Below are 15,421 nucleotides of genomic sequence, written 5' to 3'. Positions count from 1 at the left end.
CTAATTTTCTTTCTGATGTTTAAATTTCATGACCATTATTGTCATGTCGTCGTGTTGTTTTGCCTTGCCAATAAATGACCTCACATCTTGGGCTACCAGCTCTAAAATTTCATTCGCTGATTTACGAGCGTTTCGCTTTATCAGTGTATTTAGACGTTTTGTACCATAAAAGTGTTCGGACTCACTCATTGCCTCAACGATTCCATCGGTATAAAGGACAAGCACATTCTTATCTTCTATCGATAACTCAACCTCTTCCAAATGCTCATCAAAACGGTCTTTCGATAACCCAATGCCAATTCCTTTGGGTTGCAACTCTTCAACATTGGTATTTTTGCCACCCACTTTTAAAATCGGATTATGACCGGCACGAGCAAAACGAAATGTTCTCTTTTTCAGATCTATTACGCCATAGACTAACGATATAAATGTACCCCGCTGGGCGTTGTCATAAAATAAACGGTTTACCTTCTTCAATATTTCGGCCGGTGAATCTATCTCACGACAAAGGCTATGGAGTATCCCTTTGATAAAGGTCATATAAAATGCGGCCTGAATGCCTTTACCGCTTACGTCTCCAATGGTTACAGCGATACGATAGTCGTCAAGTTGAACAAAATCATAGTAATCACCGCCTGTCTCGTATGCCGGCTTACAGATTGCGGCCAAGTCCAAATCCTTAAAGTGTGGAGTTTCCACAGGTAAGAACGACTGTTGCACATCACGCGCAATGCGAAGCTCCTGTTTGATGCGCTGTTCTTGCGCCAGCTCTTCTACATAATCCGGCACATAGCCCGAAAGAGACTGTTCTTTCTCTCCCTTGACAATGAATAAAACTGCTGCAACAATGTTTCCCAGAAGGAAGATTAACAGCAGAATAAATACAGGAAGATCAGGAGAACCATTTACAATCCAACCGCTTGAAGACTCAAGTAGTAAGACAAAAAGAAAATGGGTAAAAAAGACAGTCAGAATATCCCACTTCAGAAAAATAACAGTAAAAACGATACCTAAAATACCAAAAAGCACCACTTCGGGAATGACCGGGCCAATATTTTGGTATGTAGGTGCAATTAAAATAACACCAAGACCAATGGTTAGCGAAGCAAGCCACTTTCGCTTATTAGAACCATAGAGTTGCGTTGCTGCAACAGAAAAGATGCATAAAGCAAACAGTAAGCTAAACCAAAAACTATTTAGCAAGAGATAAATAGGCGCCCAAGCAGCTTCGTGGGAAAGAAAAGTGCGTTCGATTTCGAAAAACAAATTAGGAGCCAAAGAAAGAGCACCCGTCAAAATTCCACATAAAATAAATGCCAGTACCATTGACCGAAGAATCATTTCCCCTATAGGCTTGTTAAAAAACTTTCCCTGTCGTAGATAGTCATAACTATACAATTTTTGGGGCCAGTATTGACGCATAATTGAGTCCCCGACTGCAAATAGAGCAAACACTCCTACTGAAGTAAAAGCACCCGAAAATCCCATCTGAAGGGCCAACCCGAGCAAATCCATCGATTGCAGATTGCCCCCAACCAATGTACTTGTTCCCCATTCCCGCAAAAATATTGTAGCCGACACAACGATTCCTGTCAAAATACCGGCAATTAATGCTGATTGGGTATCAATGGCCCGTGAACGAATACGAAAGTAGAACAGGATGATCAGGGCAAGAGCGAAAATGGGCACCATTGATATCCTGCTAATATCTAACAGACCGGGCATATTTGATTCGGTGCTATCCGGATTATATGTCGCGTCAAGATTTACCAATGCCCCACTGGATAAAAGACGGGCATTAATCCGGAGGTCTTGTCCCATTATTGGAGCTGCAGCGTCTAACGTCACATCTGCAACAGCTTTGGAATGAATAGTTTCAATCTGAATTTCCGTTAATTCGAATTGCGTGGACTCCCAACCTCCGTTTTGCAAGTAGTAATTCATCAATCCCTCGATATTAGCGCGCCTAAAGGTATGTGACCGCTCGGTATCAGTAATATTCACTGAATCGGAAGCCGAACCACTGTTGTAATCTTCATCAAAATCAAACCGTAGGACATTGTCCCAGGCCGAATCAGGTAACGTTTTCCATAGGTCCAAATCGGCATTTGATTCAAAAGCATGAATTAGGGCCTTGCGTTGCACAGGACGTTCCGGCAGTCGATTCCCGTTATTTAATAATTCGATCAAGCGTCCCTGCTCATCGAGCCGGATAACAATATTTTGACTGGCATCCTCTTCAGCTTGAGCGCTATTACCGGTACTAAAAAAACGGACATCCCAATAATAAGGGTGTAATCCCGGTGGCATGGATTCTGATGCTGCCTGAATAAACGCCTGGCGACCGTTTTCGTACTGTAAGCTATCAAGTAAGTCGGTATTACTCTCCAGACTGATATCGGTCGCCTGCAGACCATCAAGAGAATACCCCAAATCACGAATAACTTGGTTCGCTGTTACAGCGACCGAATCTTCGGATATTGTTGTATTAATAAGACTGCGTGGTTCCTGTGATGGATAACTCAAGAAAAATCCAAATACACATAACAATCCCACTGCAACAAAAACAAAGTCCCCGACTCCAAACGCAGTATTTTTATGAATAATCGACATGCAGTTTTTTTGCGGTAAAAAATTCCTTTTGTGTTCACGCACGAATATGCCAAATTGTTACGTAAATTTCTGCTTTCTACTTTAGTCAGTTTAAAATGTGTCTGATTGTATTCTCATATAAGCAACATCCACAATATCCGCTAATTTTTGCTGCTAACCGGGATGAACACTATGAACGTCCGTCACGAGCAGCCCAGTTTTGGGATGATAATCCAAACATCTTAGCCGGCAAAGATTTAAAAGCAGGCGGAACCTGGATGGGAATTAACAAACGGGGAGAGTTTTCAGCCATAACCAATTATCGTGATCCTAATATCCAAAAAGAACATCCGCCCAGTAGGGGACAGTTAGTGTTCGATTTTTTACAAACCGATAAAAATGCTCAGGTTTACCTTTCAGAACTGCAATCCCAGGCTGACCAATATATGGGCTTTAACTTATTGGCGGGATCGTTAGATCAGCTGGGTTATTATTCCAACCAACAAGGCGATATTTTTTTCTTAGATTCGGGCCTATACGGACTCAGCAATCACCTTTTGGAAACATCATGGCCAAAAGTGAGGCGTGCAAAAAGAAAATTGCAGCGAATAATGCAGACTGATTCAGTCGCCCCGGAACCGCTTTTTGATCTATTATCTGACGACCGTGAGGCCCCCGAGGAAGAACTGCCCGACACCGGAATCCCAAAAGACATCGAAAAGAAAGTTTCCCCAATCTTTATAAAGAGTGATGGATACGGCACCCGCTGCTCTACAGTTTTACTGATTGATAGTAATGGGAAAGCAACCTTTGCCGAGCGACGATTTAAGCCTGGCACTATGGATATTGAAGAGGAAAATCGTTACCAGTTTTCTATTGCAAAATAACCGTTAACTCACCTTTAGTTCATATTTATACTAATAAGAAGTTTATCCTAATGGATTATAAAAAAATCGATCAGTTAACTGAATATGTAGTACTATTTTTTGTTGCCTTAGGTCTTCTTTTTCTTTACGCTCAACCTGAAAGTATTATGTTGGGTTTCTGGATTAGTGGAACAATTGCAGTCTTAACAGCAGGTATAGCTATCTATAATGACATTCGACATAAAAAATATAATAGGTTAATTCGACGTGGTGCTTCACTAAGTTTAGTTATCCTTTTAACAATTGCCTACTTTTTGTTTATCGGATAGATTAAAAAATAACAGAAGTCAGTAAAAAGCGGATCTATATTGGATTCGCTTTTGCTTTGTTGTGTCCAATCCATCAATCCAACGAAGTGCTGGCTGCTTCTTTACCCTCAGGAGTATACTCTTCGGGATCAGGAATTTTACCAAATTGAAAGATGATAGCCACGATAATCAACACGCCAGTTGGGTAGATAATCCATGCCGGAACACCAACCACCATAATTGCTATTAAGCTTATAACGCTAATTGTCCCAACTATCATTGCATAGGGCAATTGAGTATTCACGTGCTCCACGTGATCGCACTGGGTCGCAATGGAGCTTAGAATAGTCGTATCCGAAATAGGCGAACAGTGATCGCCCCAGACCGAACCAGCCAATACCGAACTGACGCTTGCATAAATTATCTCATGCGTCATTTCAAAAGGCAGGCCGGTATTATTGCCAATTTCCCAAGCCAGAGGCACAACAAGCGGCATCAAAATTCCCATGGTCCCCCAGCTGGACCCCGTTGCAAAAGCTGTTAATGCCGATAGTACAAAGACAATAGCAGGTAACCAGAAAGGGTTCAATGTTTCACCAAACACATTCATCAAATAATCAGCGGTGCCAAGCTCTACCGTTATAGCACTAAGGGCCCATGCCAAAACCAAAATAAGCAGTCCATCAAACATCGTATGCATGCCCTCCATCATGCCTTCGAGCATATCTTCTATATCGAGCAGATTTCGATATAACGTCATAATAATAGCGATGGTAATCGAAATGAGAGACCCCCAGAGCAATGCCTTATACGAATCTGCTGTTTCGATAATAGACTGTATGGTATCACCCGAACCCGTAATAAATAACCCACCAATAGTTCCGAAAATAAGCGTCACAATTGGAATAGCCGCATTCGTCCAGTGCGAAACCTTCTTTGTTTCCTCATCATCCTCGATCTTATCCTTCCACAAATTGTAGGTATCCAGCTTGGGATTATGCTTGGCTTTATAAAGGTTAATGCGGGCCTTAAGCATCGTTGAAAAATCACGTCCCGACCACGCGATTATAATCACAAATAGAATGGTAAAAAAGGCATAGAAGTTATACGGCAGCGAACCTATAAAAACGGCATAGGCCGACTCATTGAAATTGGGCATCTTTGATTCCGCATCAGCAATAAAGCCGACCATGGCCCCAATCCATGTACTCACCAAAGCTATGGTTGCCACCGGTGCTGCAGTGGCATCTACCAGGTAAGCAAGTTTAGCCCGAGAAATTCGAAGCCTATCCGTAAGTGGACGCATGGTATTGCCCACCACCATGGTGTTGGCATAATCATCAAAAAAAACAACGAAGCCCATTAAAGCGGTCATCAGTTGACCGTGTACTTTTGTACGAACAAATTTTGTAACCTTCGAAATTACTCCTCTCGTGCCGCCGTTATCGGTAATAATTCCAACCATCCCGCCTATCAGAATGGTAAAGATGATAATACTCATGTGACTTTCATCAGCTGTAGCAGGTACGATGTATCCATCAAGTGTCGCAAAAAAACTGGTGAAAACACCGCCAAACGACAGATCCCCAGCTAAAAAGGCACCGCACCAAATCCCCACAAACAAGGCAAAAAGCACCTGTCGAAAAATAAGCGCAATACCAATAGCTACGAGCGGAGGCAAAATGCTAAGCCAACTGCCTGTTTTGATGCCTGTATTAGCCGCTTCTTCAGCAGCTTGGGCGGCATCGGGGGAAGCGTATCCAAAATTGATTAACAGTAATACTGAAAATAGTCCGGCAATAACAAACAGTGCTTTCCGCTTCATCGAATCAATTTTTGATTAGCTTTTCTACTGACCACTACCAAACGCACAATTGAGCAATGAAAATACAATCTCTGTAATAATTTGCCAGATTTTTTTTCGCAATAAAAAAAGCCCTGAGAATTTTGACAATCCTCAGGACTTAAATTCTCAAAAAGAAAGTTGAGTTAACCCAACTTTTCAATGGCTGTATTAATACGACGGATAGTCGTCTCTTTGCCAAGTAATTCAATCGTTGGGGTTAAATCGGGTCCGTAACCCATTCCCGATACCGCAACCCGCAAGGGCATCATTACCGGCCCAAAACCAACATCATATTCGTCAATCACTTCTTTAATCTTGTCTTTCAAAGTCTTGGCCTCAAACTCATCCTCGTCAAGGTCTTCAATTTTATCGATATAAGCTTCCAGAAGCTCAGCGCTGTCATCTTTCCACTTCTTAACCGCTTTGTCTTCGTACTCTTCGGGATCCTCAAAAAAGAATCGCCCCATTGTTACGAAGTCCTCAACCTTGCTGACGCGTTCTTTCATCAGCGGAATAATCTGCTTCATGTATTCCTCATCGGGATCGAGACCGTGTTCTTTGGCAATCTCCTGTACGCGTGGCCAAAGTTTATCAGCCGGCTTTTCTCGCAGGTAGTGCTCATTATACCAGATCAGCTTCTGATAATCGAATACGGCCCCGCCTTTGCTTACGCGGTCAAGAGAAAATAGGTCGCAGAGTTCTTCCAGTGAGTGGAGCTCCGAATCGTCGCCCGGGCTCCATCCAAGATACGCCAAAAAGTTAACCAGCGCTTCCGGCTCAAAATCCTGATCGATATAGTCTTTGGTGTTGATGGGAATGCCCTCCGTTTCGGCTTTACGCTTGGAAAGCTTTCCACCACTTGGCGACATAATCAACGGCAAGTGCGCCATCTTGGGTGGCTCCCAGCCGAAATATTCATACATCAAAATGTGTTTGGGCGTACTGCTGAGCCATTCTTCCCCGCGAATAACGTGCGAAATCTTCATCAGGTGGTCATCCACTACATTCGCCAGATGGTAAGTCGGCATGCCGTCGGATTTGAGCAGCACCTGGTCGTCAAGCCCCTTGCTTTCGAAGGATACAAAGCCACGCACTTCATCTTCAAAACGAATGGTTTCGCGACGCGGTACTTTCAGTCGAATTACGTACTCTTCGCCTTCTTCCAGCTTGCGCTCGACTTCCTCTTCGGGAAGGGTGAGACTGTTTTTCATCGACATGCGGGTAATGGCGTCGTACTTGGGCGATGGATTTCCGGATTTTTTCAGCCGTTCCCGCATTTGGTCAAGTTCTTCGGTGGTATCAAAAGCATAATACGCATTGCCCTGCTCTACGAGCTGCTCGGCATAATCTTCATACATATCTTTACGCTCACTCTGTCGATAGGGTCCAACATCGCCGGGATTTTCAGGTCCTTCATCCACGTTCATACCCGCCCAGCTTAATGAGCGGTGAATATCTTCTTCAGCCCCTTCTACGTAGCGAGCCTGATCAGTGTCTTCAATACGGAGCACAAACGTTCCGTCGTTGCCCTTCGCAAATAAATAATTATAAAGTGCCGTCCGAAGTCCACCAATATGCAGCAAACCTGTGGGGGACGGCGCAAAACGTACACGTACACTACCTTCCATAATCTGGGTAATTGGTTTAAAATAATTTCTGTTCAATGCGTCGAAAAATAAGGCTTATGGTGCACTTGTGCTAATTGTTAACGAGTGATTAGTAATGAGTAAAAAGTAATTTTAAATTCTTAATTTTTAATTCTTAATTCCATCCACGTCATAAACAAATTGTTAGCGTCCTAAGTAACTTAGTGGTAAATAAAAAAAATGAAGCTTGGTCTTTTAACTCCGCAATTTGCACCCAATCTCTATGATTTGGCCGCCATGCTGCAGGCCGACCAAATTATTTTGCAGGATGTGGAGCGCTGGTCGCGCAAGAGTCGCATTCACCGCGCTCAAATTCGCACCCCCAAAGGCACGCAGTGGATTAATATTCCGATCCGTACCGAAGACCGAAAAAAGGCTATCAAAGATGTTCGCATGGATCATTCCGAGGACTGGATTACTCCACTATTACGTACGCTGGAATACAATTACCGCAACAGTATCTACTACGACTTTTATGAACCTGAAATTGAAGCGGACTGGCAATCGGCTTACGACTATACCTACCTGATGGATTTTATTCTCTACATCCAAAAGCGGCTTTTTCGTTTTATGAATATCAGCATTGATTATCAGCTGGCCAGTGAACTTCCGGCCTATGATTCCAATCCCGATTTGCTTGCACAACAGTTAGATGCCGATGTGCTTTTTCAAGAACATGACAGCCGCCACTATCAGCGACAGGCCGAGCAAAAAATAGATCCTGACTTTGATCACCCCGAGTACCACCAACATTTTGAGGGATTTGAACCCTGGTGCTGTATTTTAGATGTGCTCTTTCAATTTGGACCGGAAAGTTTTCGAATTACCGATCAGCTTGTTGAAAAAGTTGAAGGTTGAACACGAAAAGTTTACCCTTAAAAACCTTCAACATTTAATTATGTCATAATGAACTTTAACATGGACTGTCAGAAACATCTGTTTTCATTGCCCGACAATCATCATTACCTCAACTGTTCATACTTGTCACCATTGTTAAAAAGTGTACAAGAAGCGGGTATTCAGGGAATGAAAGGGAAAAATCGCCCCTGGCGAACAACTCCTGACCACTTTTTTGAAGACAGCAAGGTATTACGATCGTATTTTGCCAAACTCGTCAATGCACCACATGATCAAGATATTGCTATCATACCTGCCGTTTCATATGGTCTGGCTACAGTAGCAAAAAATATCGATCCGGCAAAGGGGAATTCGATTGTCATAAGCGGGGAGCAATTTCCCAGCAATGTGTATGCCTGGAAACGGTTTTGCAAGGAACACGACTGTCAGCTAACGGTTGTTGATCCACCAGAAAAATTTAAAAATCGCGGTCAACAGTGGAATGAAAAAATATTAAATGCTATCGACTCAGATACATTATTAGTTGCCCTTGGCAATGTTCACTGGACTGACGGAACGCTATTTGACCTAAAAACCATTGGTGCGAAGACCCGAAATAACGATGCCTATTTTGCAATTGACGGTACACAATCGGTTGGTGCTATGCCGATCGACGTACAAGAAATCAAGGCCGATGCCCTGATCTGTGCGGGTTATAAATGGCTGATGGGTCCCTATGCCATAACGCTCGGCTATTTGGGATCACGACTGCAAGACGGCATTCCTCTTGAAGAGGGCTGGATCGTCCGCAAAAACAGTGAGGATTTTAGCGGCCTTGTGGATTACGAAGAGGAGTACCAGCCGGGTGCTGTACGATTTGACATGGGAGAACGGAGCAATTTTATTTTGGTGCCCATGATGATTGAAGCACTTAAACAGATTTTGGACTGGGAACCCCAAAACATCCAAGTGTATTGCGAGCAATTGACAAGCGATCTGGAGAAAGATTTACCCGACTACGGATATCAAATTGAAGACTCTGACTGGCGGGCCGGGCATATGTTTGGCATCCGGCTGCCGGCATCTGTATCCCTCCAAAAACTACAGCACCAACTTGACGAACATAACATCCATGTTTCGGTGCGGGGCTCGGCAGTGCGTATTTCGCCCAATGTTTATAATGATGAGCAAGATATTGCTATGTTATATGATGTCCTTAAAAAGGTAGCAAGAGATGCATAACGAACAATGTTAAGCCGGAGTTGAGTATGACAGAACAAAAATCAGACAAACCACAACCAAACTATTTGCGTGTCTTCTGGATTGGCCTTGCTTATATCTTACTGCTCGGCCTGTTCACCTATTTTTTTAACTTTCCCATTTAACTGTTATGCACTGGATTGACTGGCTTGTTCTGATCGCATTTTTGGGATACACCATCTGGGATGGTACGCGACACGGCAAGGAAAGTGAAAATATTGAGGGATTTTTCCTTGCCAATCGATCGATGCCCTGGTGGGCCATGGGCCTTTCTGTGATGGCAACCCAGGCCTCGGCTATTACCTTTATCGGCACAACGGGCCAAGCATATGTTGAGGATATGCGGTTTGTACAGATCTACCTGGCGGTACCTTTTGCCATGATTATTCTGTGCATGACGCTGGTTCCCTTTTTTAATAAGCTGCAAAATTTTAGCGCTTATGAAGTGTTGGAAGAACGCTTCGGCCTTTCTACCCGACTTTTTACCAGTTTTCTTTTCCTAATGTCTCGCGGACTGGGTTTGGGGATTATTATTGCGGCACCGTCGTATGTGCTTGCCATTTTACTTAACCTGCCGCTCTCAACGACCATCCTTATTATCGGAATTACCGCAACTCTTTATACGATGGTTGGCGGCATCAGTGGGGTTATTCGCACGGATGTAAAACAGATGGCGGTGATGATGTTTGGGCTTGGATTTTGCTTTTACTGGATCCACTACCAGTTGCCCCCCGATGTGGATTTCAGCGACTCGCTATACCTTGCCGGTACGCTGGGCAAGCTGGATGCCCTTGATATAAGCTTCGATATCAGCGAAAAGTACAATATCTGGACGGGCGTTTTTGCCGCGCTCTTTTTGATGCTCTCCTATTTTGGTACGGATCAAAGTCAGGTACAGCGCTATCTTACGGCAAAATCACTGAATGATGCCCGGAAATCACTGCTGCTTTCTGCTTATGCCAAAGTGCCGATGCAGTTTTTTATCCTCTTGCTGGGCGTAATGCTCTATGTATTCTACATTTTTGGGTCAGCACCCATAACTTTTCACAGTACCGATCCGGTAGCCCAGACAGAGCAAACCGAAGTTGCCCGAGAGATGTTGCAACAGGAATATCAGGCCACCCATATGCAGCGCCGGCAAGCTGCTTTAGATCTGCTTGACAACAAAACGCAGGAAAACGCCGAGGCTTTTCGGGCGGCGGATCGCCATCTCAACGAAGTGCGCGAATCTGAACTTGAACGGCAGGAAAAGATTACCGAATCCAGCCGAAACGATACAAACTATATTCTGCCCTATTTTATTCTACATGAGATTCCCATTGGTATTATTGGGCTCATTGTAGCCGGAATTTTTGCGGCCGCCCTCTCAAGCATCGACAGTGAGCTCAATGCCCTTGCCACCATCTCCATTGTAGATTGGTATAAGCGACTAGACTCCAAAGATCGTAGTGCGGCATGGTATCTGAAGTCGTCGCGATTCACAACCGTGCTCTGGGGATTGCTGGCAACCGGGGCTGCCCTGGCTCTGGGCGAAACCCGATCTATTATTGAACTGGTTAACAAAATAGGTAGTTATTTCTACGGATCTATTCTGGGCGTTTTTGTTCTGCTGCTCTGGGTGAAACGCGCCAACGGAGTCGGAGCATTGACGGGCCTTATTTCGGGAATGGTGACCGTCTTTTTCTTTGATCGCTTCTTTGAACATCCTGAAACAGGCAGCTGGCAGTTAATTTTTCCTTGGCAAGAAACCCCGGAAGGATTTACCAAAGCCATTGAATATTTATGGCTAAATCCGGTGGGGACGGTAGTCGTTGTTATTGTGGGGGTGTCTGTAAGTATGCTTTGGGATCAGGTGAGCGACTAATCCATACGTTGACAATTCCAACTTGGCAATATGATCCCAATAAAAAAGCCCCGGCTATAAACCGAGGCTTTCTAATTAATTAGATGCTAGCGCTTTTAGTCATCTGGATTAAGGATATTCTCAATCCGTACTTCTACGTCAGCCAAGTGTGCACCTGTCGCACGATCTTGCACACGATTTTGTGTATTCTGAACATCGTCTAACAGTATCTGCAGCTGGTTTCGAACAATCGGACGAATATCAGACTGGCTGACATCCACATCAGTCCAGCCTAAAAATTCTTTGAATGCTGATGGAATATCGGGAAGCTCTTCAGTCATCAGATACTCCATGCGTTCGAGGTATGCACGCTGCAGGTTGCGGCGGTGCACTCCAATTTCACTGTTATTATCGAGCTCCGACCAGATACCGTTTCTAACATCATCCATCATTTCAAAAGCATCGTATGTATCTTCTGATGATCGGGCATCAAATTCAATAAGCCGAGCAATGCGCTGCGGATCGGTGAGATCGTTAAGGACACGCACCTGGGTGCTTCGCATATTATCAACAACCGTCGATTGATTGATGCGGCTCAGAACATCTTCATTTAATAACCAATCAGGGGTCATAAAGCCATAGTCAACCAGAAAGTCCATCGCTCGCTGCTGTGTTTTCTGGGGAACAAATGTGTAAACCGGGCCATCCTGGTTATAGGTTTTATGATTTTCGTACACTCCACCTACGTTTTTGGTAACGTGTCCCATATAACGGTTCCACTGCCCAACAACATTGTTGTAAAGCTCTTCGAGCTCAGCAAAGTTTGCGCCGTCGCGTTCTGTCCACTCAACCAGGTTCGAGGTAATACGCTTCAAGTTTGCAATACCAAGCTCACTGGCTTTCATTGCGTCATTTCCGAGGTCTTCGTTTTGCGAACGCGGATCAATTTTGTTACCGGTTTGCTGCCCATAGAAGTAACGGGGATCATCGGCTCGTTCTCTTGTCCACTCGTTAAGTTTGGCAACCTTTTCCTCTTCACTCATATCCTCGGGAAACCAGGTATAGCCCCATTTTATTGACCATTTATCATATTCACCGACAGCGGGATGGAAATCTTCTACGCCGTCACCGGGCTGTGCAATGTAATTGAAACGGGCGTAATCCATAATTGAAGGAGCCGTGCCGTGTTTCTCGGTAAATGTTGGAGACCGAAGTGAATCGACCGGATACGCATAGCTTGATCCATAGTTGTGGGGCAAGCCAATGGTGTGTCCAACCTCGTGGGCAGCAACAAATCGAATAAGTTCGCCCATTACTTCGTCCTTAAACTGTACAGCTCGTGCATCAGGATTGGCCGCAGCGGTTTGTACAAAGTACCAATTACGAAGCAGGTTCATCACGTTGTGATACCAACCAATATCGCTCTCCAAAATTTGTCCTGTACGTGGATCGTGCACATGAGGCCCATATGCATTCTGGATATCTGAAGCGAAGTATCGGATTACTGAGTAACGCACGTCCTCAGGACTCCATTCGGGATTTTCTTCCTTAGAGGGCGGATCTTTTGCAATAATTGCATTCTTAAATCCAGCGGCTTCAAATGCTTTCTGCCAATCTTCAACGCCCTGCTTTAAATAGGGGCGCCACTTTTTAGGAGTAGCAGGATCAATATAGTAGACGATCGGATTTTCCGGCTCTACAAGCTCCCCATCTAGATAAGCTTCTTTATCACTGGGCACCAGTTTATACCGTGTAATGTACTGTTGCTCATTGGCCTTGTGCCGCTCAGTACCATAGTCGGTTTGCTGTATGCTAAAATATCCTACCCGCTGATCATAAGAACGAGTCTCCCATTTCTTCTTAGGCAACAACACCATGCTATGGTTTATCTCCAGTGAGATTGTTCCTGTAGAAGAGTTTGAAGGAGGATTTGAAGCATCATATGTCATCCAGTTACGTGCCTCAATATTCTCGGGATAACTATTGATATGATCAATAAAAGAACGATCAGTATCTAATCGACGTACACGATATTCTTCCCGTTCATCGCTCTGTAATCCAAGTGCCGGGATGTCGCTGGCATATAACTTTGTAATATCAATCACAACTCCGGAGGAATCTTTTCCAAGTGATTTTATATCGAAAGATGCAATGATGGGTTCAAAGTTTGAGTTTTGAACCGCTTCGTATACCGGCAGTGAATCGCTGGCCACATTTTCGTAGGAAACATGTCGTAGCAGAATTTTATCGTCCTTTTTCTGCCAACGAACGACCTGGGTATTAAGCTTTTCTCCGCCATAACCAATTTCATCTTGCGTTTCCGCAATGCGGGAAACAAGTAACATTTCGCGGCTCAGCAAAGAGTCGGGAATTTCATAAAAATAATCCTTATCAATCTTATGGACATCGAATAATCCTGTATCGGTCTCAGCCTTGTCAGTGATTACTTCACTATACGGCTTCATACCGTTATCTGATTCCTTAGATGATGGGCCACCGCCTTTTGATTGGTCTTGAGCGCTTTGAGTAGTAGCGCATGCCCCTAATAAGCCGACGCATAACACCATAATACTCAATCGCTTCAATTCCTTGAAGATAGAATAACTCATAGATGGTTTTTTAATTTAACGTTAGTTTGTAAGAACTCTTAAAGTGAGGGCTGTAACGAAATGAATCAACTATAAATAGCCAAATAGATGTAAAAAAATATTTCAGTTACAATCTTCGGAACTCTTTCTTGTTTACAAGATGTAACTTAAAGTAATTCCATACGCTCCGATTAGTCAATTTGCTTTAGCTTTATTACCTTAAACAACCATTAGTAACCAAAGAAATATCGTTGGAACACTTACTTTACTTTTTAAAAGACTTAAAACGGGTTGGAGCCGTTGCTCCCAGTTCTAAGTTTTTGGCCAAAGATCTTGTGGCCCAGCTCCAAACCAAGATTACAGATACAGACTGCAAACCGTTAAATATACTGGAAGTTGGAGCCGGTACCGGCTCGCTGACCAAACAGATAGCAAAGCATCTGCGACCCCAAGATTCTTTGGACATCGTTGAGATCCACAAAAAGTTTTATCAAATCATAGGTTCAAAGTATCGCCTTGATGATAATATCCGTATCCATCATGCCGATATTTTAAACTTTCATCCCCAAAAAAAGTACGATTTTATATTTTCAAGCCTGCCTTACGAAAATATGCCTGAGGGTATAACCAAACAGATTTGGGAGAAGAAACTTAATCTCTGCTTACAAAAGGCGTATATCAGCTATTTCAAATATTTGAAATTCGGTGATTTTAAGAGCGACTTTGAAGAAAAAATTGTAAATACCTACAAGTATAACAAGAAGATTGTCTTTCTAAATATACCCCCTGCCAAGATTTATACTCTCGAAATAAGTCAAACTGAAACGGATAAAGAGCAGGAAACCCTCAAAAGCTCCAACGTGGCGTAATTAGAAAAACCCCAGATTTAGTACGGCTAACAGCAAGCTAAATAAGAACGCCCATCCGAAACTCTTTATCTTCATCCCTTCTATAAGCTCATCCACCAGCAATAGCATTAGAGCATTAATTACAAGGATAAATAGTCCAAATGTCAGTATTGTTATGGGTAGGGTCAGAAAAACCAAAATTGGCTTAACCAGACTATTTATAATTGCCAAAAGTATTGCCACCCCAATAGCTGTGAAAAAGCTTTTTATCTGTACCCCTTTTAGGATATAACCTATTAGAAAAATCCCGATACTGTTTACTAATAATGACCAAATCATATGAGTTATCCGTTTTGGTGAGAATTTGTGTACCATACGGATAATTCTTCCAAAGGTTATGGGCCTTATGCTCTCAATTTTTCAATTTTATCAGATAACTCATCCAGGGCCTTCCGGCACAAGGAACAAAACTCTGAAACTTGTTCTCCTAAATCCTCAGATATCTGCTCTGAATTAGCCTGTTCCTCAATAGTTAGAACAAGTTCGTGGGCCCGATCCATGCCCATATATTTTAGATTGGGCTTAATTTTATGGGCTTGCTTGGAGAGCTGTTGCCATTCCTCGCTTTCATAGTGTTTCTGGATATTTTCTAAGGCCGCAGGAGTATCTTCAAGAAAAGCTTCAGTGGTTTCAATAACAATGGTATCATCACCCATTGCAATCTCACGCAAATAAGACAGGTCTGTTACTGATTTATTATCCACAGAAAAACGCTTTTAAATTAACC

12 protein-coding genes are annotated in these 15,421 nt (G+C 43.3%); 6 read left to right on the top strand and 6 right to left on the bottom strand.

Features of this window, described 5'->3' with window-relative positions; genetic code table 11:
• Window positions 1-2,613, bottom strand: coding sequence for a PP2C family protein-serine/threonine phosphatase (locus ACT3IB_RS06650; RefSeq protein WP_491538221.1), 2,613 nt, complete (start codon window positions 2,611-2,613; stop codon window positions 1-3).
• Window positions 2,614-2,708: 95 nt separating this feature from the next.
• Here ACT3IB_RS06650 and ACT3IB_RS06645 point away from each other — a divergent pair, with 95 nt between their 5' ends.
• Both ACT3IB_RS06645 and ACT3IB_RS06640 read left to right on the top strand, forming a co-directional pair.
• Window positions 2,709-3,479, top strand: coding sequence for an NRDE family protein (locus ACT3IB_RS06645; protein WP_491538220.1), 771 nt, complete (start codon window positions 2,709-2,711; stop codon window positions 3,477-3,479).
• Window positions 3,480-3,529: 50 nt separating this feature from the next.
• On the top strand, window positions 3,530-3,787 hold the full coding sequence (locus ACT3IB_RS06640) for a hypothetical protein (RefSeq protein WP_491538219.1): 258 nt from the start codon (window positions 3,530-3,532) through the stop codon (window positions 3,785-3,787).
• A gap of 73 nt (window positions 3,788-3,860) precedes the next feature.
• Here the strand turns inward: ACT3IB_RS06640 and ACT3IB_RS06635 are convergent, their stop codons facing one another.
• Both ACT3IB_RS06635 and gltX read right to left on the bottom strand, forming a co-directional pair.
• Window positions 3,861-5,591, bottom strand: a complete 1,731-nt coding sequence (locus ACT3IB_RS06635; RefSeq protein ID WP_491538218.1) for a Na+/H+ antiporter NhaC family protein — start codon at window positions 5,589-5,591, stop codon at window positions 3,861-3,863.
• A 164-nt stretch (window positions 5,592-5,755) separates the two neighbouring features.
• Window positions 5,756-7,240 carry a glutamate--tRNA ligase gene (gene gltX / locus ACT3IB_RS06630; RefSeq protein WP_491538217.1) on the bottom strand — a complete coding sequence of 495 codons (1,485 nt, stop codon included), beginning with the start codon at window positions 7,238-7,240 and terminating at the stop codon, window positions 5,756-5,758.
• Between the two features lie 198 nt (window positions 7,241-7,438).
• Here gltX and ACT3IB_RS06625 point away from each other — a divergent pair, with 198 nt between their 5' ends.
• The 3 genes from ACT3IB_RS06625 to ACT3IB_RS06615 all read left to right on the top strand — a co-directional run bounded on the left by ACT3IB_RS06625 (window position 7,439) and on the right by ACT3IB_RS06615 (window position 11,219).
• Window positions 7,439-8,116: a WbqC family protein gene (locus ACT3IB_RS06625; RefSeq protein ID WP_491538216.1), complete on the top strand. Its 678-nt coding sequence runs from the start codon at window positions 7,439-7,441 to the stop codon at window positions 8,114-8,116.
• A 60-nt stretch (window positions 8,117-8,176) separates the two neighbouring features.
• Window positions 8,177-9,337 (top strand): aminotransferase class V-fold PLP-dependent enzyme, encoded by a 1,161-nt coding sequence (locus ACT3IB_RS06620; RefSeq protein ID WP_491538215.1) that lies wholly within the window; start codon window positions 8,177-8,179, stop codon window positions 9,335-9,337.
• 148 nt (window positions 9,338-9,485) lie between these two features.
• Window positions 9,486-11,219, top strand: coding sequence for a sodium:solute symporter family protein (locus ACT3IB_RS06615; protein WP_491538214.1), 1,734 nt, complete (start codon window positions 9,486-9,488; stop codon window positions 11,217-11,219).
• Between the two features lie 95 nt (window positions 11,220-11,314).
• On the opposite strand, the gene ACT3IB_RS06610 is transcribed toward ACT3IB_RS06615, so the two are convergent.
• Window positions 11,315-13,807 (bottom strand): zinc-dependent metalloprotease, encoded by a 2,493-nt coding sequence (locus tag ACT3IB_RS06610; protein WP_491538213.1) that lies wholly within the window; start codon window positions 13,805-13,807, stop codon window positions 11,315-11,317.
• Window positions 13,808-14,037: 230 nt separating this feature from the next.
• Between ACT3IB_RS06610 and ACT3IB_RS06605 the strand changes: the two genes are divergently transcribed.
• Window positions 14,038-14,655, top strand: a complete 618-nt coding sequence (locus ACT3IB_RS06605; RefSeq protein ID WP_491538212.1) for a class I SAM-dependent methyltransferase — start codon at window positions 14,038-14,040, stop codon at window positions 14,653-14,655.
• Here the strand turns inward: ACT3IB_RS06605 and ACT3IB_RS06600 are convergent, their stop codons facing one another.
• Both ACT3IB_RS06600 and ACT3IB_RS06595 read right to left on the bottom strand, forming a co-directional pair.
• Window positions 14,656-14,973, bottom strand: coding sequence for a phage holin family protein (locus ACT3IB_RS06600; protein WP_491538211.1), 318 nt, complete (start codon window positions 14,971-14,973; stop codon window positions 14,656-14,658). It lies immediately after the preceding gene.
• A gap of 65 nt (window positions 14,974-15,038) precedes the next feature.
• Window positions 15,039-15,398 (bottom strand): Hpt domain-containing protein, encoded by a 360-nt coding sequence (locus ACT3IB_RS06595; RefSeq protein ID WP_491538210.1) that lies wholly within the window; start codon window positions 15,396-15,398, stop codon window positions 15,039-15,041.
• Window positions 15,399-15,421: the final 23 nt, after the last annotated feature.

The sequence above is a fragment of the Fodinibius sp. GM21 genome (assembly GCF_058386955.1).
This window is presented reverse-complemented; position numbering and strand designations above follow the sequence as displayed.